We start from the raw sequence: 21725 nt of genomic DNA on the forward strand, positions 1-21725 counted from the left end.
CCCCTGTCGCCCCGGGGACACGCCGACCAGGGAGGCCCGATGACGGTCCTGCTCGTGGTCCTCGCCGTGCTGTGGCTGGGCACCGCCGCGTATCTCGTGGTGGTGCTGCGGCAGATCGCAGTGGTACGGCGCCGGCTCGAGGAGCGCGCCGGGCAGGAATCCCCCTCCGCGGTGACGCTCGCGCTCGTGGTCCCGCAGCTCGAGCAGCTCACCGCCCGGGTCAACAAGACCGTGGAGCAGGCCCGGCAGGCCTCGACCCGCACCCGCGCCGAGGAGCGGCGGATCCGCTCCTTCATCGCGGACGTCTCCCACGACCTGCGCACCCCGCTGACCTCGGTGCGCGGCTACCTCCAGCTGTTGGAGCGCACCGAACTCGACGCCGTCCAGCGCGAGCGCCTCGCCGCCGCGCACCGACAGACCGTCGAGCTCGGCGCCCTGGTGGACCGGCTGTACGAGTACGCCTACCTGCTGGACGCCGAGCCGCGCCAGGAGGTCGAGCGTCTCGACGTCGGCCTGCTGATGGGCGAGGTGCTGCTGGGGATGAGCGGCGAGATCGAGGGCGCCGGGCTCGAGGTGCAGCTCGATCCGCCGACGGGGCTCGTGCTCGCCACCGACCGCGAGATGCTCACCCGCATCGTGCAGAACCTGGGCCGCAACGCCGTCCAGCACGGCCGCGGGACGCTCGCCGTCGAGGTCGCGGCGTGGGGCGGGGCGGGGCCTGGGGGCACCGAAGCGGACATCGCGCCAACGCCGGGCACCGGGTCGACCGCAGGCAGCGGGCCGACGACCGGGGTCGAGCTCCGCTTCCGCAACGGCGTCGCCCCCGATGCCGAGATCGACACCGCCCGCCTGTTCGACCGCTTCTTCACGGCCGACGCCTCCCGCTCCGCCCGCACCAGCGGACTCGGCCTGTCGATCGTGGAGGTGCTGGTCACGGGCCTCGGCGGCACGGTCGCCGCCGTGCACGACCCGGTCGCGGCGACGCTCGAGATCCGCGCGCGGATCCCGTCGGCCGAAGCACCGTCGACGCGCTCCCCTCGCCCCCGCCCCCCCGCCCCCCGCCCCCCCCCCATGTTGTGGAGCGCTGTGTTCCAGGCGTGGAACACAGCGCTCCACAACATGGCGGCGCTGAGGCGGAACGGGCGTGCTGCGCGACCTCGCGTGCGGGATATCCCCGTGCCCCGTCACCGCAGCGCCGATAGCCTCCCGTCCATGCCTGCCGCACCAGCCCCCGACGCACCTCCCCCGCGCGCGCCCCTCCCCTCCGCCCTTGACACCGTCGGCCCCGAGACCCACTACCGCGAGGTGGAGCGGGTGCTGCGCGGCGAGGGCTGGACGCCCTGCGGCACCGGTGACTGGGCCGTCGCGCTCGCCTCCCCGGACGGGACGGCCGCGGCCCGGATCAGCCCCTTCGACCCCGTCGGCCCGTTTACCGCGCACCTCTACGAGGAGGCGGCCGCGACCGGCGCCGTGCCCCGCCTGGACCTGCACCGCCGCCTCGCCGGAGGCGCTGACCTGCTGGTCATGGAGTTCCTGCTGCCCATCGGCGAGGAGGAGGCGACGGAGTTCTTCGAGCGGATGCGGCGCGGGGACGGCGAGCTCGCCGGCGTCTCTGAGGTCGTGCACCGGGTCCATACGGCGGCGCTCGCGGAGCTGCCCTGGTGCGGTCCGCTGGATGCGAACCCGTCGAACGTGATGCGCGGGGCCGACGGGCGCCTGGTGCTGATCGACCCGTTCTACGCCGACGGCCCGGCGCTGTACGGCATGGCGCAGGAGGACCCGGACCGGTTCGTCACCACGCTCCCGCCGGCGCAGCGCCGGCACCTCACCGAGATCCCGCTCGGCGACTCGGGGCCCTGGCCGGAGGAGGAGCGGGAGGCGCTGCGGGCACGGCTGCAGCGGGCCGACCGGGAGCGTCCGGCCGAGGACCTGATCACCGAGGCCGCCGCGGCCGACGTGGACGGCTGGGGCTTCGACTGGCTCTCGGGCCGCGCCACCGAGGAGCGTCCCGAGTGGGGATACGCGCGGCTGCGGATGGAGTTCTTCGACATCGGCGCCGTCGCCTGGATCCTGCGGAAGTGCCCGTGGTGGGTGCCGGGATTCGGGGTCGACACCCACCGCGCGCAGCTGCTCGAGGTGGACCGGATCATCCGCCGCGACGGCGCCTTCGTCGCCCACTCGACGAGGCACCTGCTGCGCGCGCGGCGGCGGTGACCCCGGGCGGCGACGGGCCCGCGGGCACGGCGTCTGCCGCCTGCGAGTACGCACAGTGGCGCTCAGCCGGCAACCGACTCCGTATACGGGGACGGATGCTGGCGGAGCGCCACTTCTCGCCACGGTGCCGCACCACCGGAGATGCTCACCGGTGGATCGGGCCTCAGCGGTTCCTGGCTCCCGCGCCGAGGGTCGACTCGCCCGGGGCGAGCGCGCCGACGACCCTGTGGGGGACGTAGGGCGCCTCGAGCGCGGCGATCTCGTCGGCCGTGAGCTCGAGGTCGAGCGCGCCGAGCGCGCCGTCGATGTGCGAGGTCTTGGTCGCGCCGATGATCGGGGAGACGACCGGGTTCTTCGCGAGCAGCCAGGCCAGCGCCACGTGGACGCGCTCCACGCCGCGGTCTGCGGCGATCTTCGCGACCTGCTCGACGATGGCGCGGTCGGTGTCCTCGGTGGAGTCGTACTTCGACTTCGCCGTCTGGTCGGTGCGGGCCCGCTCGGTGTCCGCGTCCCAGTCGCGGGTGAGGCGGCCGGCGGCGAGCGGGCTGTACGGGGTGGAGGCGACGCCGAGCTCGCGCAGCAGCGGCATCATCTCCCGCTCCTCCTCGCGGTAGAGGAGGTTGTAGTGGTTCTGCATCGAGACGAACTTCGTCCAGCCGTTCACCTCGGCGACGTGCTGCGCCTGCAGGAACTGCCAGGCGAACATGGCCGACGCCCCGAGGTAGCGGACCTTGCCAGAGCGGACCAGGTCATCCAGCGCCTGCATCGTCTCCTCGATCGGGACGGTGTGATCCCAGCGGTGGATGATGTACAGGTCGATGTAGTCGGTGCCGAGCCGGCGCAGGCTCGCCTCCGCCTCGGCGAGGATCGCCTTGCGGGAGAGCCCGCCGCCGTTGGGGCCCTCGTGCATCGTCCCGTGCACCTTCGTGGCCAGCACGATCTCGTCGCGGTTCGCGTAGTCGACCAGGGCCTTGCCGACGATCTCCTCGCTGCGGCCGATCGAGTACACGTTCGCGGTGTCGAAGCGGCGGGGCTGGAGATCCTGGAACTGCGCACCGTTCGGCTGCGGATGGAGTTCTTCGACATCGGCGCGGTCACCTGGATCCCGCGCAAGTGCCCGTGGTGGGTGCCGGGGCTCTCCGTCGACACCCACCACGCGCAGCAGCTCGAGGTCGACCGGATCATCCGCCGCGACGGCGCCTTCGTCGCCCATTCGACTAGGCACCTGCTGCAGGCCCGGCGGCGAGAAACGGGGGTTGACGCGACGCAGGGAGGCTGTCTACGGTCGACAGCGCATTGCTGATGAACTGCATCACACGAGAAGTGCATATCGACAAGGAGAACCCCATGCCGAAGGCCGCCTCGAATTTCATCAATCGCCGCACACTCATGGCGGCTTGTCTCGTCGCTCCCGCCACCGCGCTCTCCACGGGCGTCGCATCTGCCGCACCCTCCGGAAAGAACCTCCCCGACGGCCAGTCAGTCGGCAGCGCCGTCGCCACCGCCGATGACGGCTCGAACATCTATGAGGTTCTCGACGCGCAGGGCAATCGTGTGGGCTTCACCCTGGAAGCGGCGAAGCTGGAGTCACTGAACGCCTCCGCGGCCGAGATCGACGCCGAGACCCAGGCCGCGTCACCAGAGTCCCAGGCCGCTTCGCCCGAGGCTCAGCCGGCGGGCGCCACAAACGTCGCCGCCTGCGTCGCAGCGATCGCCTGGTTCGCCGCACAGACCGTCTTCCCCACTGTACGCATCGCCAACCTCGCCATCCGACTCGGGAAGCTCGTCAGCAAGTACGGTGCGCGCACCGTCGCGCGGATCTTCATGGGGGCACGAGGAATCGCAGGACGCACCGCAGAGCAGGAGATCAAGGAGTTCGCCCTCGCCGCGAGCGGGATCGGCGGACTGATGGCCTGCGGCATCTGACTCCCCTCGCAGCACCACCAGTGACACCCGCGGATAGCATTGCCAGATGCTACCCAGGCAATGTCGCCCGCCGAAAGGGGGCTTTTATGCACAGCGCATATGAGAAGTTTCGATGGCGTTGTATTCAAAAGATGATCGCAGGAGGAGCAGTCGCACTTGCGGGACTCGTCCTAATGTTCACCGAGATCCGTTTCGGCGAAGCCTCGGTGCCAGGAAATCAGGTTCTCGGCATCGTTATAGCCATCGCCGGGGCGCTGTATGCGGTTTCCGCCGCCGCAGCATTGCGCCAGCGGAAGAAGCCCTCCGTCCGACGATGATCCGCAGATCACGACGTGGTCGCGGCACCTCTTTCACCAGAGGCGCGGCGGTCACGCCCTGATCCGCCTTGCCACATCGCCGTCGCTCCACGGCCACGCCCCCACCTCGTGCGCCGCTGCGTTCCATGACGAACACAGCGGCGCGCGAGATGTCGACGAGGTGGCGGGGCAGGCACGCGGCGGGCCGGACCGTCGGGCCTCAGCGAGTCCGGGCTCCCGCGCCGAGGGTGGACTCGCCCGGGGCGAGCGCGCCGACGACCCTGTGGGGGACGTAGGGCGCCTCGAGCGCGGCGATCTCGTCGGCCGTGAGCTCGAGGTCGAGCGCGCCGAGCGCGCCGTCGATGTGCGAGGTCCTGGTCGCGCCGATGATCGGGGAGATCACCGGGTTCTTCGCGAGCAGCCAGGCCAGCGCCACGTGGACGCGCTCCACGCCGCGCTCCTTCGCGATGCGGGCGACGGCCTCGACGATGGCGCGGTCGGTGTCCTCGGTGGAGTCGTACTTCGACTTCGCCGTCTGGTCGGTGCGGGCCCGCTCGGTGTCCGCGTCCCAGTCGCGGGTGAGGCGGCCGGCGGCGAGCGGGCTGTACGGGGTGGAGGCGACGCCGAGCTCGCGCAGCAGCGGCATCATCTCCCGCTCCTCCTCGCGGTAGAGGAGGTTGTAGTGGTTCTGCATCGAGACGAACTTCGTCCAGCCGTTCACCTCGGCGACGTGCTGCGCCTGCAGGAACTGCCAGGCGAACATGGCCGACGCCCCGAGGTAGCGGACCTTGCCAGAGCGGACCAGGTCATCCAGCGCCTGCATCGTCTCCTCGATCGGGACGGTGTGATCCCAGCGGTGGATGATGTACAGGTCGATGTAGTCGGTGCCGAGCCGGCGCAGGCTCGCCTCCGCCTCGGCGAGGATCGCCTTGCGGGAGAGCCCGCCGCCGTTGGGGCCCTCGTGCATCGTCCCGTGCACCTTCGTGGCCAGCACGATCTCGTCGCGGTTCGCGTAGTCGACCAGGGCCTTGCCGACGATCTCCTCGCTGCGGCCGATCGAGTACACGTTCGCGGTGTCGAAGAAGTTGATGCCTGCGTCGAGGGCGTGCTTGATGACGGGGCGGGAGTCGTCCTCCTCCAGGACCCACTTGTGGATCCAGCGCTCGGCGCTGCCGAAACCCATCGTGCCCAGGCACAGCCGCGACACGTCCAGTCCGGTGCGGCCCAGCTTCACGTACTCCATGCGGTGCTCCTCCTGCTGCGATGGTGCGGGCGTCGCTCGCCCGACGAGTCCATGCTGGCCCGTGACGCGCCGCGATGGGAGGACCTGTCAGAGCACCCCTCCCGCGGCCGACGAACAACGCCCCGCTGCCCGCCCGGTCGACGAGACATACCGCAGCCGGCCCAGTTGTTCGACGTCCGGTACCAGAAAAGCGATACGGGACGTCGAACCACTCCGGATGCGGGCCCGGACAGCGCCGTCGCAGACGCACGGCAGAGCTCCGCTATGGCGATCCCGGAGTTCTTCGACGAAACGTGCCACGGCCTGACCAGTTGTTCGACGGGAGGTACCAGAAAAGCGGTACCGGAGGTCGAACAACTGCGCCACACCGCGTCGCAGGTGGTACCGGAGGTCGAACAAATCCTCTCGACACCCCGCCGTCCGCCGCGCCGCGCTGTCAGCAGCCGGTCAGCTGCACTTGCGGAAGGTCTTGCCGCCGGGCATGCCGTAGCGCTTGCCGGTGTAGCCGCCGTCGTCCGAGTAGGGGATCTCCGGGCCGTAGGGCTCACAGCCGGACTTCCCGCCACCGGACTTCCCGCTGCCCGAGCTGCCGCCGCCGGACGAGTCACCGCCGGAAGCGCCGCCGCCCGAGCTGCCGCCGGAGTTCGAACCGCCAGAGCTCGAGGACCCGCCGCCGGAGCCGGACTTCCCGCCGGAGCTTCCCTGCCCGGAGCTGCCCGAGCTCCGACTGCCGGACCCCTTGCTCTGCTTGCCCTTGTCACCGGAGCTCGCGCCGCTCGAGCTCTTCTCCCCCGAGCCCGAACCGGAGCCCGATCCGTCCCTGCTGCGTCCGTCGGACCCCGATCCCGAGACGCCGGAACTGGACTTCCCATCGGACCCCGAGCCGCTGCCGCTGCCCGAGCTCGTCGCTCCGGAGCCCTCCTCGTCGGACGGCACTGCGGCCGGCGCCGCCTCCCGCTCGCGACGCTCCTGCTCCTCGCGCTCCTGGCGCTCTCGCTCCTCCCGCTCGATCCGCTCGCGCTCCTGCCGCTCCCGTTCCTCGCGCTCCTTCTGCTCGCGCAGCCGCTGCTGCTCCTCGTCCCAGTCGTCCTTGAGGACCTGCACCCGGTCTCGCCCGTCGACGGCGCGCTCGCGCACCTCGTCGGCGGCCTCCCGCTGCCCGTCGAGGAAGGGGGCGGCCAGCGGCAGGGCGAGAACCGCGTTCGGGCCGGTCGCGAGCACGTCCGCGTCGAGGGCGTCGACGAGCGCCTCCGCGTCCTCGACCAGCGTCGTCGCGTCGGCGAGCGCCTGGGCGGGGTCGCCCGTGACCGTCTGCGGGATCGCCTGGACCGCGGCGCCGAGCTGCTCGACCTGTGCGGGGACCGTGCACTCGGTCGCGGCGGAGAAGAGGCCGAGCCCCTCGGACTGCGCGGTCGCCGCGGCCTCCTCGACCTCGGGCAGGAAGCGGTCGTTGGGCTCGAAGTAGACCGGCACGCCGAGTCCCTCCGCGGCGATCTCGGCGTTCACCAGCGAGCCCGACTCGTAGACACCCGCGAGGGTGCGGTCGTAGCGGTCCAGCCGCTCCTCGTCGTACTCGAGCTCGATCTCGGTGCCGGCCGGGAGCCGCTCGGCGAGGAAATCCGTCGCTTCGGGGCCCAGGCACTGCACAGGCAGGTCGGGGTGCTTCGTCTCGGGGGTGTCGATGTTGAGCAGGCGGATCGTGGTCTCCTCCCCGGCGACGACCGCGACCAGGGTGTCGCCGTCGATCACGCGCACCACGGTGCCCTCGCCGCTGCCGTCGTCGCAGCCGGTGAGCAGGGTCCCCGCGAGCAGGGCGCTGAGGGCGAGGCCCAGGCTCCGCGCACGCCGCGGCCGACGCCCCTCCTCTCCGACGCTCGCGATCCGACCCCGACGCGACCCGCTGAACCTGCCCATGACCACCTGATTCGTTCCTCTCAAGAGCACCTGCTCGTCAATGCTTGAAGCATCTCCGACCGGTGCGACAACCGCACCTCGGGAAGACGCCCAGTCGCCGAGATCACACGGGTCGTGCCACCCTGGAGCGAGCCGCGAAGGAGGACCCATGACCACCGCCCCAGACCACCCCGCCGAGCTGGGCCGCGCCCGGCAGCTCGTCGCGATGCTCTCCGCCGAGAAGCTGCGCCGCGGACTCGGACGCCTGCTCACCGGGGACGGACCGGCCGAGGACCCCTCGGTGCGCGGGCCGCTCTCGCGCCTGGACTGGCTCGGCGAGGACGGCACGGCGGACGTCCCGGCGCTGCGTCGGATCGCGGACTCGCTCGCGCTGATGCGCTCGGACCGGGCGATCCTCGAGGTGCCGCGGCTGGACGGCATCCCGATGAAGACCGAGGAGTCCCGCGAGGTCAGCGGCCGGATCGCGCGGATCGTGTTCGAGCGGGTCGGGTCGGCGCGCAGCCTCGGCGAGGCGGAGCTGAACGCCGCGATCGCGATGTTCGCGGCCGACGTGGCGCTCGTGCGGCGCGACGCCGTGGACTCGGGCGTGCTGGAGCGTTCGGCCGACGGCGCCTGGTACCGCCTGGCCGGCTGACCTCTCCGCCGGCTGCTCGGTCGGCCACGCAGCCGACCTGCTCAGCGCCGTCCCGGCCCGTCGGTCGGCCGGCTCGACGCCCGGCCGGCCGCGGCTACTTCCGGAAGGACTTGATCACGTTGGCCAGCATCGGAACCAGCATCACGAGGGCGATCCACCCGAAGCTGAAGTTGTCGCGGAAGAACTCGTTCCTGGCGAAGAACCCGAAGAAGATGACGAGGAACACGACGATCGGGATCGCCTTGACCAGGGCCTTGCCCACCTCGACCGCCCTGTTGCGGACCTCGGGATCGGGACTGCCTCCGGACTCCCACTCCTCGTACCGGCGCTCGGCCCTCTCGCGAGCGTCGTCCCCGAACTCGCCGAAGCGCGGCCCGGAGTGCTGCGGGGCCGAGTCCGCGGAACTCGGGCCGAAGTCCTGGTCAGCGCGACGGGACGAGCTCCGCGAGTCGAAGTCCGAGGACCAGGTGCTGTCCCCGCTCGGCAGCGGCCCGGGCCTGCTCTCCGCCGCCCCGGCACCGTCCGCCCCCGTTCCCGGTCCCCCGCGGTCCTTGCCCCCGAGCCACGACGGATCCCCGCCCGGTCCGTGCTCGTCGTTCCCCCACTGATTCATCATGTTCACAGGGTAGACATTCTTCGCACGACGGTCGCCCCCGGTCCCGGACCCCGAATGCGGCACGGGGACGGCCTCACGCCCCGCGATACCGTCGAGGCGTGATCCACCTCGACGATGCCCAGGTCAGCACGCTCCTCCCCGCCCCCGCCCAGCAGGTCGCGCTCATGCGCGAGACGCTGCTCGCCCTCGCCGACGGCTCCGCCTCGGTGACGCCGAAGACTCAGGTCGTCCACGAGGAGGGCGGCTTCGCCAACGCGATGCCCGCAGCCTGGCCGGAGCGCGGACTGCTGGGCGTCAAGTGGGTGACGGTCACCCCGTCGAACCGTGCGCGGGGCCGGGAGATGATCGGCGGGCTGATGGTGCTCTCCGCGGCCGACGGCTCGACCCGCGCCACGATGGACGCCGCCGAGCTCACCGCCCAGCGCACCGCCGCAGTCACCGGCGCGAGCCTCGCACTGGACGACCGGCCGATCACCTTCGTCGGCACCGGTGTGCAGGCCCGCTCCCACGCCCGGGTGATCGAGGCGCTGGGTCGGGGCCCGCTGACCGTGTGGGGCCGCCGCCCCGAGGCCCTCCGGGAGCTCGCCGCCTGGTGCGCCGAGCACACGCCCGGCCTCGAGCTGCGCACCACGACCGACCGGGCCGAGGCGCTCGCAGGCGCGGGGGTCGTGATCAGCGCCCTGCCGATCGGGCTGACCGACGCGACGCTGCACCCGGGTGACGTCGCCGCCGACGCGACGCTGCTGCCGATCGACTACGCCTCGGTCGCCGGCGCCGAGATCTCCCGCACCGGCACGGTCGTCGCCGACGACGTCGAGCAGTTCGAGTCGCTGAGGCCCCTCAAGCACGGCAAGGACTACCCCCGCGCGACCGGGTCGACCGGCGACCTGCTGCGGGACGGCCGGCCGAGCGGCCTGGTCGTCGCGCAGAACCTCGGCTCCGGCCTCGGCGACGTGGTGCTCGCCGACGCCGTCGCCCGCGCCGCCGGGGCCTGACCTCCGCACCTCCGGTCGGCACGCCCGCCTACCCCTGTGCGGCCCGGCCCGTCGGCCCAGACTCGAGCACTTCACCCACCGAGACCTGATTTTGTGTCGCTATAGCCCTCGATAACGACACAGAAACACGTCTCGATGGCCGCCCCGGGCCACCAGGACCACCCGCCCCGCCATCGGGGCGGACGAGTGGCTGGAGAAGGACCTCAGGAGCCGCTGACCTGCGACTCGGTCGAGGGCAGGAGGGGCCTGAGGAAGGTGCGCTCATAGCGGCGGACGCATCCCGACTCGTCCCGGATCCGGTCGGCCTCGATGAACTCCGGGTCGACGCCGAACAGGGTGCGGTACTGCTCGTACGCGGCGAGGCTCGGAAAGCTGAACAGCGCGTACGCGATGTCGCTCGCACCCTCCGCGGGCAGGAAGTAGCCGTGGTGGGTGCCGCCGTGTCGCTCGACGAGCTCCATCCACCGCGTGGCGAATCGCTCGAAGGCCTCGATCTGCGCGGGGTCGATCTCATAGCGGACGTGGCACGTGATCATGCCGCGACGCTACCGGCCGACGACCGTTCAGGCGGCGCGGACCTGCTCGGCGCGTCGCAGACCGAGCTCCTCGGACGTGCTCCAGCCGCTGAACAGGGCCTCGCCCGGTTCGAGGTCGCGGCCGGCGGCGAGGGCGCCGAGGTGCACGGGCTCGTAGCCCAGGCGGTGCAGCAGCGTGGTGACGAGCTCTGCGGCCCGGTCGTCGTCGGCGGCGAGCGCGATCGCCCGACGGGACGGGTCGCCGTGGTCGCGGCCGTGCTCCTCGACGTCGTGGTAGCCGATGTGGTTCAGCGTCTTGACGACGTGCGCGCCGGGCAGGCGCGCGGCGAGCAGCTCGCTGGTGGAGAGCTCGCCGGCGTGGTCGCCGAGCTCGGCGCGGGCGGCGTCGACGGCGGTCGCATCGGCCTCGCCCCAGGGGTTGGTCGCATCGACCACGACCGCGCCCTGCAGGGCGCCCGCCTCGAGGGACAGCACGACGTGCAACGGCAGGGTCAGGGCGATGACGTCGCTGGTCACAGCGAGATCCGGAAGGCCGACGTGCAGAGCACCGGGCAGCTTCGCGGCGAGCGCGGGCGGGGCGGAGCGGCCGGTGACGGCGACCTCGAGCCCGCGGCGCAGCGCCGTGCGGGTCAGCGCCGAGCCGATCTTGCCCGGGCCGAGCACGCCGAGCCGCGGGGTGTGCGGGGCGCGGACGGCGACAGGGGCGAGCACCGGGGTGCCGCCGTCGGCCTCCCCTCCACCGGGCTCCTCGGCCTCCGGCCGGGGCGCGTGCCCGCGCAGCGCGGTCTCGAGCAGCTCTCGGGCGAGGGCGTCGTTGCGGCGGTGGCAGGGGGCGTTGGTGTTCGGGCGGGCGAAGGCGGCGATGGGCAGCTCGGAGGTCCAGGGGCCGACGGCCCACAGCCGCTCGCGCGCCGTGCCGTCGGGGCCGATCACGCGGTGGCGGGCGTCGGTGTCGAGGGCGCCGGGCGAGGCGGCGGACTCCCGCCCGAGGGCTGCGTCGCCGCCCGTGACCAGGTCGCGCAGCAGCGGGTTGGTCGACTCCTGCAGCGAGGGCTCGGGCAGGAAGGCGTCCACGAGCGCGCCGGCCGCGACCTCGATGCCGGTGGCGCCGCGGGCGCGGAACCGGCCGCTGACCTCGTCGGCCGTGACTCGCAGGCCCGGTCCGAGGAAGCGGATGATGCCCGCGCGCTCGAGGGCGAGCAGCTGCTGGAGGCGGTGCGGGGGCGGGCCGGAGTCGACGAAGCTGAACAGCGAATGCCACCAGCGGGGGTAGCCGCTGGCCGCGCCGCCGCGCAGGCGGGTCGCGGGAAGCTGGTCCACCAGCACGCCGTGCAGCTGCAGCAGCAGCTGGAAGAGGGTGCGGGCGGCGGTGACCTCGTCGCCGATGCGGTCGCGCAGGTCCGCCTCGATATGGCCGACGACGGCATCGCGCGTGGCCTGTTCCGCGAACTCGGGCAGCGTGGTCGCGCCGAGATCAGAGAGCGGCTCGTCGAGCCAGGCCAGCGGCTCCTCCCCCTCCTGCGGGAGAGGCGCGCCGGGGACCTGGTGGGCGATCTCGGCGGCGATGAGCGGCAGCACATCGGTGCGGAAGTCGAGCAGGCCGTTCTCGTCCTCGAGGGCGCGGAGGTTCGCGGGGGTGACGTGCACGAGCTCGCCGAGCCCGGTCGGGGCGCCCTCGTCGCGCACCTTCGAGTGGTAGGGGACGCCGCGGCGGGAGCCGGCCCAGAGCCGGGGCTCCTCGCCGGAGGGGAGGTAGTCCAGGCGGCCTCGCAGATCGGCGGCCGCGTCCGCTCCCGCGCTCTCCGCCTCGGAGGCGGGGACGAAGCGGCCGCCGCGCCCCTCGGTCAGCAGCGCCATGAGGTCGATGAACGCGAGTCCCATGCCGCGCACGATCACGTCCTGCCCGGCGCCGAGCAGCTCGACCTGCGCGTCGGAGGCCTGGGAGGGGCCGAGATAGGTGCCGCCGTGACGGCGGGCGAAGGCGGCGAGCTCGTGGCGGGCGGCGTTCGGGCGGGAGTCGGTGTGGCCGGCTGCCAGCAGCAGCAGGTCGGCGGGCAGGGGGGCGCGGTCCTCGAGCTCGACGTTCCAGGTCGCGGGACCGTCGCCCGCGCGCACTGCCGTCGCGGTGGTGCGGTGCGCGGTCACGGACACCGTGGAGGGCAGCGCCGCGAGCACCTGCCCGAAGAACCACTCGAGGTAGAGCGCCTGGACGCGCCGGGAGGCGAAGTCCGTCGGCCCGAGCGCGTGGATCTCGGCGAGACGGGTGGTGCCGGCCGTCGGCGCGGCGATCGTGCCGCGGCGGATCCCGTCAGCCCATTCGGCCAGCGACGGACCGGCGACCACGGGCCCCTCGGCCTCGACGGTCTCATCGGTGAAGATCGAGACGTCCGCGGCGCGGGAGTTCATCAGCAGCAGGGGGCTCTCCTCGGCCCGCCAGATCCGGCCGGCGCCGGGCATGTGCGGGTCGACGATGTCCACGTGCAGCGGCGCCTGGGCGAGGCGCTCGGCCGGCCCGGGCACGCCGGCGTTCGCGCCGAGCCGCTCGAGCACGCCGATCGCGCGCGGCCCGCCGCCGACCATCACCAGGCGCGACGGGGCGCCGCGGCGGGTGTCGTCCGCGCTGGTGGGGGTCGGTGCGCTGTGCCGAGAGTTCATGCGTGCGGGTCCCTTCCGAGGCTCCTCTGTGTCACAACGTGACGCGTCATAGTCGTCACCTTGCATCTCCATTAGATTCGCTTATAACGTCGAGCCTCGCAAGCCTCGACCGGCCTGCGGTTCACGTTCCGTCACGGAAGGCACACCATGACCTCCTCCGTCGTCACCCACGACACAGCCCGCCGCGCCGACGCGCCCGGCGCCGCCTCGGGGACCGACATCATGTCGTGCCCGCCCGAGACAGGCCCCGAGGATCGTGCGTCGCTCGGCCCGATCAGCGATGAGGAGCTCTCCCGCCTGCGCGTCGTCCCCGCCCGGCACCCGGGCCGGATCGTGCTCGCGGTGCTGGTGGGCCTGCTCGCGGCCGCAGTGCTGTGGTCCTTCGTGACCAATCCGCGCTGGGAGTGGGGAGTGGTCGCGCAGTGGTTCTTCGCCGAGTCGATCATCCGCGGGCTGCTGGAGACGCTGAAGCTCACCGTGCTCGCCGGCGCCGTCGGCTTCGGACTGGGACTCGTCCTCGCCCTGATGCGCCTGTCGAACTCCTCCCTGATCTCGTCGGTGAGCTGGACGTTCTCCTGGATCTTCCGCTCCACGCCGCTGCTGGTGCAGCTGCTGCTCTGGTACAACCTCGGCTACCTCTACGAGAGCATCACGCTCGGCATCCCGCTGACCGACGTCACCTTCGTCGACGCCCGCACCAGCGACCTGATGACCCCGATGATCGCCGCGGTCCTCGGGCTCGGCCTGCACCAGGCCGCCTACGCCGCCGAGCTCATCCGCGGCGGGATCCTGTCGGTGGACCAGGGCCAGATCGAGGCCGCCAGCGCCCTGGGCATCCCCGCCCGCGACCGCTCGCTGCGGATCGTGCTGCCCCAGGCGATGCGCGCGATCCTCCCCACCGCGTTCAACGAGATCATCGGCCTGGTCAAGGGCACCTCGATCGTGTACGTCCTCGCGCACGCCGAGCTGTTCTTCACCGTGCAGCTGATCTACGGCCGCACCCAGCAGGTGCTGCCGATGCTGCTGGTCGCGACGGTCTGGTACGTCGTGATCACCTCGCTGCTGTCCATCGGGCAGTACTACATCGAGCGCCACTACTCCAAGGGCGCGGTGCGCACCCTGCCGCCCACCCCGCTGCAGCGGCTCCGCGCCCGCCTCGGCCGCCGCCCCGTCACCGCAGGAGCCGCCGCATGAGCCCGCTGACCTCCCTGCTCCGCCGCCGTTCGGCCGACGGGACGCAGTCGACCGCCGACGCCCGTCCGGCCGACGCGACCAGCCCGTCGGCCGCCCTCCCCTCCTCGTCGGCCGACGGTCCGCGCGGCGGCCTCGTCGAGATCCGCGGGGTGCACAAGTCCTTCGGCGACCTCGAGGTGCTGCGCGGCATCGACCTCACGATCGCACCCGGCGAGGTGACCGCGATCCTGGGCCCCTCGGGCTCCGGCAAGTCCACCCTGCTGCGCTCGATCAACCATCTCGAGCCCGTCACCAGCGGCCTGATCAGCGTGGACGGCGAGGTGATCGGCTACCGCCGCGACGGCGACCTGCTGCACGAGCTGCGCGAGCCCGAGGTGCTGCGCCAGCGCACCGCGATCGGGATGGTGTTCCAGTCCTTCAACCTCTTCGCCCACATGACGGCGCTGGAGAACATCACTGAGGCGCCCCGTCGGGCGCTCGGCGTGAAGCGCACCGAGGCGGAGGCGCATGCCCGGGAGCTGCTCGCGCTCGTGGGCCTGTCCGAGAAGGCGGGCGCCTATCCGCGCCAGCTCTCCGGCGGCCAGCAGCAGCGCGTCGCGATCGCCCGCGCGCTCGCCCTGCGCCCGAAGGTGTTGCTGTTCGACGAGCCGACCAGCGCCCTGGACCCCGAGCTGGTCGACGAGGTGCTCGCGGTGATCCGTTCACTCGCCAGCGCAGGGACCACGCTCGTGATCGTCACGCACGAGATCTCCTTCGCCCGCGACGTCGCCGACACCGTGGTGTTCATGGACCAGGGCCGGATCGTCGAACAGGGCCCTCCCGCGCAGGTCATCGACTCCCCCACCCATGAGCGCACCCGCTCCTTCCTGCAGCGGGTCCGCACCGACTCCCCCACCGCCACCACCTCCGAGGACCCCTCATGACCCTCCCCCGCCCCGCGCGCCCCACCCGACGCACTGTCGCCGCAGGCGGCCTGCTGCTGCCGCTCGGCCTGCTCGCCGCCTGCTCTGATCCGGTACCCGCCGCGACCGGCGCGGCCGAGGGCTCCGGTTCCGACGCTTCCGACGGCGGCGGCTCCGGCCCCGCCATCGACACCTCCGGCACGCAGGAGCTGATCCGCGCCGAGGCCGATGAGCAGGTCGCCGCGCTGCTGCCGACGGAGATCGCCGAGTCCGGCGTGCTGCGTGTGGGCATCAACGGCACCTCCTCCGCGCCGCTGAGCTTCCTGGCCGACGACAACCAGACCTACATCGGCTCCGAGATCGACGTGGCCCGGATCGTCGCCGACAAGCTGGGCCTGGAGTTCGAGCTGAAGCTCACCACCTGGGAGAACTGGCCGCTGAAGCTCGAGGCCGGGGAGTTCGACGCGGTCCACGCCAACATCGGCATCAACGCCGAGCGCCTGCAGAAGTTCGACTTCGCCTCCTACCGCGCCGCGTACATGTCCTTCCTGGTCAAGAAGGGGGCCGAGGGCTGGCTCGAGGACGCCGACTCGCTGTCCGGGAAGATCATCGCCGTCGGTGCCGCGACCAACCAGGAGCGGATCCTCACCGACTGGAACGCCGAGCTCGAGAAGGCTGGGAAGGCCCCGGCAGAGCTGAAGAACTACTCCACCGAGGCCGACACCCTGCTTGCCCTCGGCTCCGGCCGCGTGGACGGCTACATCGCCCCCTTCGCCTCGCTGAGCTTCATCGCCTCCCGCCGCGACGACGTCGAGCTGCAGGGCCGGATCAACGCCGGCTGGCCCGACGAGACCCTCGTCGCGGGCACCTTCCCGGCCGGCAGCGGCCTCGCCGAGCCCTATGCCGCCGCGCTCAACGCGCTGATCGCCGACGGCACCTACGCGCAGGTGCTCGAGCGGTGGCAGCTGACCGAGGAAGCCCTCCCCGAATCCCGCGTCCACACCAAGGAGAACCCGTGAGCACCACCGTCACGCCCGACGAGACCACCCGCCCGGGCGCCGCGCCCGGCACCGATTCGTCGGCCGGCCCCGCCGCCGAGGGAGGCGCGGGCACCCTGCCCGTCCTCGCCGTCGACCTGGTCACCGCCCCGTCGCTGCTGGAGGGCCTCGCCCCGCTCGCCCGCGGCCTCGAGGACGCCGGGATCGGCGCGCTGACCCTGAGCGACGGCGGCCTGCACCCGATCCACGTCGCCGCGCACCTCGCACCCCTGACCCGCGGGATCGGCCTGCTGCCCCGCACCGACGCGATCTATGTCGAGCCGTTCCACCTGGCCACGCAGCTGATGAGCCTGGACCACATCAGCCACGGCCGGGCCGGCTGGCTGCTGCAGGCCGAGACCGACCCGTCGGCCGCCGAGGCGGTGGGCCGCGAGGTGCTGGGCCTGGAGGCGACCGCCCGCGAGGCCGCCGACGTGCTCGAGGCCGCCCGCACGATCTGGGGCACCTGGGCGCCGGACGCCGTGGTGCGCGACACCGAGCGCGGCGTGTACGTCGACGCCTCGCGCCTGCAGTACGCCGATGTCGAGGCGGAGACCTTCAGCGTGCGCGGCCCGGCGATCACGCCCCGCTCCCCGCAGGGCCTGCTGCCCGTCCTCGTCGCCGACACCGATAGCGCGGCCGCCGGCGAGCGCGTGAGGGGCGAGCTGGCCGACGGGCGGGTGCTGGACCTCGACGTCTCCGGTGGGGCCCGTGCCGAGGAGCTCGCCGCGAAGATCGCCGCGGCCCTCGAGCAGGCCGGGGCCGGCCCGTCGGTCGATGCCGAGCAGGTGCGGCTCGTGCGCCTGGTGGGCCTGGACCTCGAGGCCGACCCGCTGGGCACCGTGCGCCAGCTGGCGGACGAGCTCCGCTCCCGCGGCCTGATCGCCCCCGCCCCGGCCGCGTCGGACGCATCGGACGCGGCCTCGGCCTCGGCCTCGGTGCCTGCGTCGGGCCGCACCCTCCGCGACCTGCTCGGCCTGCCCGAGACCCCCTTCCGCCTCGATCCCTCCCGGCGCGCCGACCGCGCCCGCCTCACCTCCGAGGAGAACGCATGAGCACCGCCACCACCCCGCTGTCCGACGCGCCGCTGTCCGAGGAGGCCGCCGCGCTCGCGACCGGCCCCGCCGAGCACCCGCTCCACCCCGAGCACACCCCCACCGGGCAGCTCTCCTTCGGCGCCTTCTTCCAGGGCGTGAACTCCTCGACGATCTGGCGCCTGCCCGAGAGCGGCGACCAGGTCGCATGGGAGTCCTTCGAGTCGCTGGTCCGCACCGCCGAGCGCGGGAAGTTCGCGGCGTTCTTCCTCGGCGAGGGCCTGCGGCTGCGCGAGCACCGCAGCGTCCCCTTCGAGCTCGACGTCGCCGGTCGTCCCGACGCCCAGACGCTGCTCGCGGCGCTGGCCGGCGTGACCGAGAAGATCGGCCTGGTCGCCACGCAGAACACCACCTTCAACGACCCGGTCGACCTCGCGCGGCGCCTGCAGACCCTCGACCTGCTCTCCGGCGGCCGCGCCGGCTGGAACATCGTCACCACCGACAACACCTGGACCGGCGAGAACTTCCGCCGCGGCGGCTACCTCGACCACGCCGACCGCTACATCCACGCCGAGGCATTCCTGCAGGTCGCCGAGCAGTACTGGGCCGGCCAGAAGATCTCGCACGACGGCGCCCACTACACGGTGCGCGCCCAGGGCGACCTGCCCCGCTCCGCGCAGGGCCGGCCCGTCCTCTTCCAGGCCGGCGCCTCCCCCGCCGGTCAGGACTTCGCCGCCCGCACGGCCGACGTCATCTTCTCCCCGCACGGCTCCCTCGCCGCGGCCGTCGAGTTCCGTCGCAGCATCGTCGAGCGCACCGTCGCCGCGGGCCGCGACGCCGGCGCCGTGAAGATCCTCCCGGGCGCCGAGATCATCCTCGCCCCCACCGAGGCGGAGGCCGACGAGAAGGTGCGCTGGGTGCGCGACCACCAGATCGGTCCCGAGCAGGCCATCGCCCTGCTCGAGCAGTACTGGGGCCGCGACCTCTCCGAGTTCGACCCCGAGGGGCCGCTGCCGGACGTGCCGCCGGAGGTCGTCGAGTCCGGCGTGACCCGCGGCGCCGGCTTCCAGTTCGAGAAGGCAGAGCAGCTCACCCGCCAGTGGCGCGAGGAGGCGGCCGAGAAGGGCCAGAACATCCTCGAGTTCGCCCGGGAGAAGTCCGGGGCGCGCCGCGGCGAGTTCACCGGCAGCTACGACGACGTCGCGGACCGGCTGACGGAGTTCGCACGGCTCGGAGCGATCGACGGCCTGAACATCACGCCGTGGCTGATCCCCTCGGGGCTCGACGACATCGTCGACCACCTCATCCCGCGCCTGCAGGAGCGGGGCGTCTACCCGGCCGAATACGCCGGCAGCACCCTGCGCGAGAACCTGGGCCTCTCGCGGCTGTGACCCGGTGAACGGGGCGGGGCGGGGGCGGCGCAGCCGATCACGGCCCTCCCCCGCCCGGACGCCGCGTGCGCTCACCTTTTGCTGGCGCCACGACTCATCCGGCCCACCGCATGAGTCCTGGCGGCAGCAAAACCTGCCGCGCTTCGGCCGATCCAGGCCCAGCACGGCGCTGGGTTCATCGTCTCGCCGCACTGCCGGAGAGGTCCGACGGGGCCGACGGGCCGGCCGCCTCCTGACGGTCCGGACGGGCATGACCCCGCCCTCCCGAACCGCCCAGAACGCCGTCGGCGAAGTCATAAGCCAGGCTTGCCACCGGCGGATACCATGGCAGGCATGGACCCCCGCAGGCTTCTCATCTTCCGGACCGTGGTGCGCAACGGCTCGATCGGCGCCGGCGCGCGCGAGCTCGGCTGGACGCAGCCCGCCGTCTCCCAGCACCTCGCCGCGCTCGAGAAGGAGGTGGGCACACAGCTGCTGCTGCGCTCCTCCTCCGGGATCACCCCCACGGAGGCGGGCTCGCGCCTGGCCCTGCACGCCGAGGCGATCGCCGCGCAGCTGCACGCCGCCGAGGAGGAGCTCGCCGACATCACCGCGCTGCGTCGGGGGACGGTGAAGTTCGGGACCTTCCCGTCGGCCGCGGCGGTGCTGCTGCCGCCGGTGCTCGCGCGCCTGGGCGAGAGCGCCCCGGATCTCGACGTCACCTTCGACGAGCTCGAGCCGCCGGACGCGGTGCCGGCCGTGCGCGAGGGCGAGCTCGACCTCGCGCTCGTGTTCCGCTACCCCTGCAGCGACATCGGCGACGAGGGCACGCTGGAGTGGACCCCGCTGATGGAGGACCGCGTGATGGTGCTGCTGCCCGCGGAGCATCCCCGCGCCGAGGACCCCGAGCTCACCCTCGGCGATCTCGCGAAGGAGCCGTGGATCGCGGGCTGCGAGCGCTGCCGGGCGAACCTGCTCTCGAGCGCACGCCGCGCCGGGTTCACGCCGCAGGTGCGCCACTCGACCGACGACTCGATCGTGGTGCAGCGCCTGATCACGCACGGCGGCGGCGTCGCGCTGATGCCCGAGACCACTCTCGAGGCCGCCCCGCCCACCGACGATCTCGTGGTGCGCCACCTGCCGGACCTCGACGACCGCATGATCGGCCTGATCAACCGTCGCGGCGCGCTGTCGATCCCGGCCGTCGCCGCGCTGAAGGACGCCCTGGTCGCCGAGACCACCAGGCGCCTCGCCACCGCCGCATTGATCTGACGCCGCGGCTCAGCCCCGCCTGCACAATGGGGACTCCAGCAGCACGCCGCGGAGCTGAGCTCCAGCGCGTGCCGCTGGAGTCCCGTTCCTGCAGATCGCTCTCGACGCGGATCCAGGCGTGGTCCGTACCCTGGGCAGATGCCCGGTCCTGATCCCGTCCCCGACACTTCCACGGCCCACGTCCCTGCCCGGGCGTGGCTGCGGCCCGTGCTGCTGCTCGTCGGCGGTGCTCTGCTCACGCTGCTGATGGTGCTGGCCGATCAGCTCATCGCCGCGATCGCGGTGGGGGCGTTCTCCCTGTTCATGGCGTACTGGACGAGCCCGCTGCGCTCCGGCCCGCACATCCCGCTCGCCTCCGCGCAGGAGCGGGTGCGGGAGGCCGACGGGACGGCGCCGACGATCGTGCTCTGGGCGCCCGGGGACCCGGCCTCGGCACGTCTGCAGGCCGCGATCCGTGCCCCGCGCGAGGACCTGATCTGGGTGAACGTGTTCAAGGACCCGGCCGCGCAGCAGCTGCTGGGCCGGTACGGCGGGGAGCGGATGCTGCCGCTCGCGCTGCAGGGCGAGGACGCCGCGCGCATCGACAACGTCTCCGAGCTCTTCGCCTTCCAGGACCGGACCCGGCAGGACGGTGCGCCCGGCGGCGCCGCGGGGGCGGGGCCGACGACGCCTGACCCCGGCGCCGACCCGTCGGCGCACACCGAGGAGCCGGGCGAGGACGAGTCCGACCCGCCGCGCGCCTGAGAGGGCGCGGCCGTCCCCGGCTCAGGCGCCGGGCAGCTCCCCGATCACGACCTTCCACTCGCGCGCGACGCGGTCCACGATCACGCGCTCGCGCTTGAAGGGGTCGCCGTCGAGCTTGGCAAGCGCGTCCTCGGCGGAGTCCGCGACCACGATCAGCAGCGCCTCCGAGCCGTCGTCCAGCGGGCCCGACAGCAGCAGCGTGCCCTCGCGGAGCAGCTCGGCGAGGTGCTCGCGGTGCTCGGGCCGGAACGTCGCCAGACGCTGGGCGTCGTCGATGTAGGTGTACTGGACGGCGAAGACGGCCATGGGATCCCCTCGGTGCGCGGCGGCCGACGGCGATGCCGGCCGATGATCTCCCGCCCATCCTGCCGCACCGCACGCCGCGGCCGACGGGACGTCCGGGGCCGGGTGCGCCGCCGACCTCGACAGCACCGGCCCGGGCCCGGTGGTCCTGACCGCACCGCGCCCGCCGTCGCTTCACCGAGCCGCACCACCTCGATCCTTCGCCCCCACTATTCCGCTCCTCCGTAATTCCGGATACCCTGATCGTGATCGACGGCCACCGCCGCCGACCCGTCACCTCAGGAGGTGGGAGATGGCCGAGGATCCGGAGCTGCGGCGGCGGCTCGACGCGCTCGAACGCCGGATCACGCAGCTCGAGGAGCGCGACGAGCCCGGTGCCGCGCCGCCTGCCGACGCTCCTCCCGCGGGCGCCCGATCCCGCTCCACCGCCGACGAGGACCCGTTCTGGGCCCTCACCGCCCTGAAGGCGCAGGTCCCGCCGCCGGGCGCCGTCGTCTACGCAGGCAGTGTCGAGGTCGGGGCGGGGCATGTGGAGTACCAGTGGGGCCGCCCCACCGAACACCTCCTGGCCGCGGACTGGGCCGAGCACGCCGAGACCGTCGCCGCGCTCGGACATCCGCTGCGCCTGGCGATCCTGCGACGGCTGGTCGACGGCGAGCACACCGTCGCGCAGCTCGTGGACGAGTTGGAGCTCGCCTCGACCGGCGTCGCCTACCACCACCTCTCCGCCCTGCAGACCGGCGGCTGGGCCACATCCCCGCGCCGCGGCAGCTGGGCGATCCCGCCGAGCCGCATCGTCCCGCTCCTCGCCATCGTCACCGCCCTCGAGAAAGGCTGACC

General features: G+C 72.9%; 21 protein-coding genes. 14 read left to right on the top strand and 7 right to left on the bottom strand.

The window, feature by feature from the left end:
- Positions 1-39: 39 nt before the first annotated feature.
- Positions 40-2214 (top strand): sensor histidine kinase, encoded by a 2175-nt coding sequence (locus DS079_RS15345; RefSeq protein WP_164736285.1) that lies wholly within the window; start codon positions 40-42, stop codon positions 2212-2214.
- Between the two features lie 163 nt (positions 2215-2377).
- Here the strand turns inward: DS079_RS15345 and DS079_RS15350 are convergent, their stop codons facing one another.
- The gene (locus tag DS079_RS15350; RefSeq protein ID WP_271190712.1) at positions 2378-3370 is read right to left on the bottom strand and encodes an aldo/keto reductase; all 993 of its coding nucleotides are present in this window, start codon (positions 3368-3370) and stop codon (positions 2378-2380) included.
- Here DS079_RS15350 and DS079_RS15355 point away from each other — a divergent pair.
- The 3 genes from DS079_RS15355 to DS079_RS17185 all read left to right on the top strand — a co-directional run bounded on the left by DS079_RS15355 (position 3284) and on the right by DS079_RS17185 (position 4457).
- Complete coding sequence (locus tag DS079_RS15355) at positions 3284-3517, top strand: hypothetical protein (protein WP_164736281.1); 234 nt, start codon at positions 3284-3286, stop codon at positions 3515-3517. The genes DS079_RS15350 and DS079_RS15355 overlap by 87 nt on opposite strands.
- A 44-nt stretch (positions 3518-3561) precedes the next feature.
- Entirely contained in the window at positions 3562-4140 is a 579-nt protein-coding gene (locus DS079_RS15360; protein ID WP_126988675.1) for a hypothetical protein, read from the top strand.
- Positions 4141-4313: 173 nt separating this feature from the next.
- Positions 4314-4457, top strand: coding sequence for a hypothetical protein (locus DS079_RS17185; RefSeq protein WP_164736286.1), 144 nt, complete (start codon positions 4314-4316; stop codon positions 4455-4457).
- A gap of 199 nt (positions 4458-4656) precedes the next feature.
- Here DS079_RS17185 and DS079_RS15365 read toward each other — a convergent pair whose 3' ends face one another.
- Together DS079_RS15365 and DS079_RS15370 are read right to left on the bottom strand one after the other, a co-directional pair.
- Positions 4657-5679, bottom strand: a complete 1023-nt coding sequence (locus tag DS079_RS15365) for an aldo/keto reductase (protein WP_126988676.1) — start codon at positions 5677-5679, stop codon at positions 4657-4659.
- Between the two features lie 447 nt (positions 5680-6126).
- Positions 6127-7593 (bottom strand): thermonuclease family protein, encoded by a 1467-nt coding sequence (locus tag DS079_RS15370; RefSeq protein ID WP_241237689.1) that lies wholly within the window; start codon positions 7591-7593, stop codon positions 6127-6129.
- A gap of 148 nt (positions 7594-7741) precedes the next feature.
- On the opposite strand from DS079_RS15370, the gene DS079_RS15375 reads away from it, so the two are divergent.
- A complete protein-coding gene (locus tag DS079_RS15375) occupies positions 7742-8227 on the top strand; it encodes a DUF2087 domain-containing protein (RefSeq protein ID WP_126988678.1) in 486 nt (161 codons plus the stop codon).
- Positions 8228-8321: 94 nt separating this feature from the next.
- Here the strand turns inward: DS079_RS15375 and DS079_RS17190 are convergent, their stop codons facing one another.
- Positions 8322-8843 carry a hypothetical protein gene (locus DS079_RS17190; RefSeq protein ID WP_164736287.1) on the bottom strand — a complete coding sequence of 174 codons (522 nt, stop codon included), beginning with the start codon at positions 8841-8843 and terminating at the stop codon, positions 8322-8324.
- Between the two features lie 98 nt (positions 8844-8941).
- Here DS079_RS17190 and DS079_RS15385 point away from each other — a divergent pair, with 98 nt between their 5' ends.
- On the top strand, positions 8942-9838 hold the full coding sequence (locus DS079_RS15385) for an ornithine cyclodeaminase (protein ID WP_126988679.1): 897 nt from the start codon (positions 8942-8944) through the stop codon (positions 9836-9838).
- Between the two features lie 203 nt (positions 9839-10041).
- On the opposite strand, the gene DS079_RS15390 is transcribed toward DS079_RS15385, so the two are convergent.
- On the bottom strand, positions 10042-10374 hold the full coding sequence (locus DS079_RS15390) for an NIPSNAP family protein (RefSeq protein WP_126988680.1): 333 nt from the start codon (positions 10372-10374) through the stop codon (positions 10042-10044).
- Between the two features lie 27 nt (positions 10375-10401).
- A complete protein-coding gene (locus DS079_RS15395) occupies positions 10402-13029 on the bottom strand; it encodes an FAD/NAD(P)-binding protein (protein ID WP_126988681.1) in 2628 nt (875 codons plus the stop codon).
- Between the two features lie 147 nt (positions 13030-13176).
- On the opposite strand from DS079_RS15395, the gene DS079_RS15400 reads away from it, so the two are divergent.
- From DS079_RS15400 to DS079_RS15430, 7 genes are all read left to right on the top strand, one after another.
- On the top strand, positions 13177-14223 hold the full coding sequence (locus tag DS079_RS15400; RefSeq protein WP_126988682.1) for an amino acid ABC transporter permease: 1047 nt from the start codon (positions 13177-13179) through the stop codon (positions 14221-14223).
- Positions 14220-15146: an amino acid ABC transporter ATP-binding protein gene (locus DS079_RS15405; RefSeq protein WP_241237690.1), complete on the top strand. Its 927-nt coding sequence runs from the start codon at positions 14220-14222 to the stop codon at positions 15144-15146. The genes DS079_RS15400 and DS079_RS15405 overlap by 4 nt, the downstream gene beginning before the upstream one ends.
- Positions 15143-16144: a transporter substrate-binding domain-containing protein gene (locus tag DS079_RS15410; protein WP_126988683.1), complete on the top strand. Its 1002-nt coding sequence runs from the start codon at positions 15143-15145 to the stop codon at positions 16142-16144. Before DS079_RS15405 ends, DS079_RS15410 begins: the two co-directional genes overlap by 4 nt.
- A complete protein-coding gene (locus DS079_RS15415) occupies positions 16141-17217 on the top strand; it encodes an LLM class flavin-dependent oxidoreductase (RefSeq protein WP_126988684.1) in 1077 nt (358 codons plus the stop codon). The genes DS079_RS15410 and DS079_RS15415 overlap by 4 nt, the downstream gene beginning before the upstream one ends.
- The gene (locus tag DS079_RS15420; RefSeq protein ID WP_126988685.1) at positions 17214-18587 is read left to right on the top strand and encodes an LLM class flavin-dependent oxidoreductase; all 1374 of its coding nucleotides are present in this window, start codon (positions 17214-17216) and stop codon (positions 18585-18587) included. Before DS079_RS15415 ends, DS079_RS15420 begins: the two co-directional genes overlap by 4 nt.
- Before the next feature lie 333 nt (positions 18588-18920).
- Complete coding sequence (locus DS079_RS15425) at positions 18921-19838, top strand: LysR family transcriptional regulator (protein WP_126988686.1); 918 nt, start codon at positions 18921-18923, stop codon at positions 19836-19838.
- 138 nt (positions 19839-19976) lie between these two features.
- Entirely contained in the window at positions 19977-20582 is a 606-nt protein-coding gene (locus tag DS079_RS15430) for a hypothetical protein (protein WP_241237691.1), read from the top strand.
- 21 nt (positions 20583-20603) lie between these two features.
- Here DS079_RS15430 and DS079_RS15435 read toward each other — a convergent pair whose 3' ends face one another.
- Positions 20604-20888 carry a YciI family protein gene (locus DS079_RS15435; protein ID WP_010551819.1) on the bottom strand — a complete coding sequence of 95 codons (285 nt, stop codon included), beginning with the start codon at positions 20886-20888 and terminating at the stop codon, positions 20604-20606.
- Between the two features lie 289 nt (positions 20889-21177).
- Here DS079_RS15435 and DS079_RS15440 point away from each other — a divergent pair, with 289 nt between their 5' ends.
- Positions 21178-21723 carry an ArsR/SmtB family transcription factor gene (locus DS079_RS15440; RefSeq protein ID WP_053916291.1) on the top strand — a complete coding sequence of 182 codons (546 nt, stop codon included), beginning with the start codon at positions 21178-21180 and terminating at the stop codon, positions 21721-21723.
- The last annotated feature ends 2 nt before the right edge of the window (positions 21724-21725 follow it).

The organism is Brachybacterium paraconglomeratum, assembly GCF_003994255.1.
GTDB lineage: Bacteria > Actinomycetota > Actinomycetes > Actinomycetales > Dermabacteraceae > Brachybacterium > Brachybacterium conglomeratum.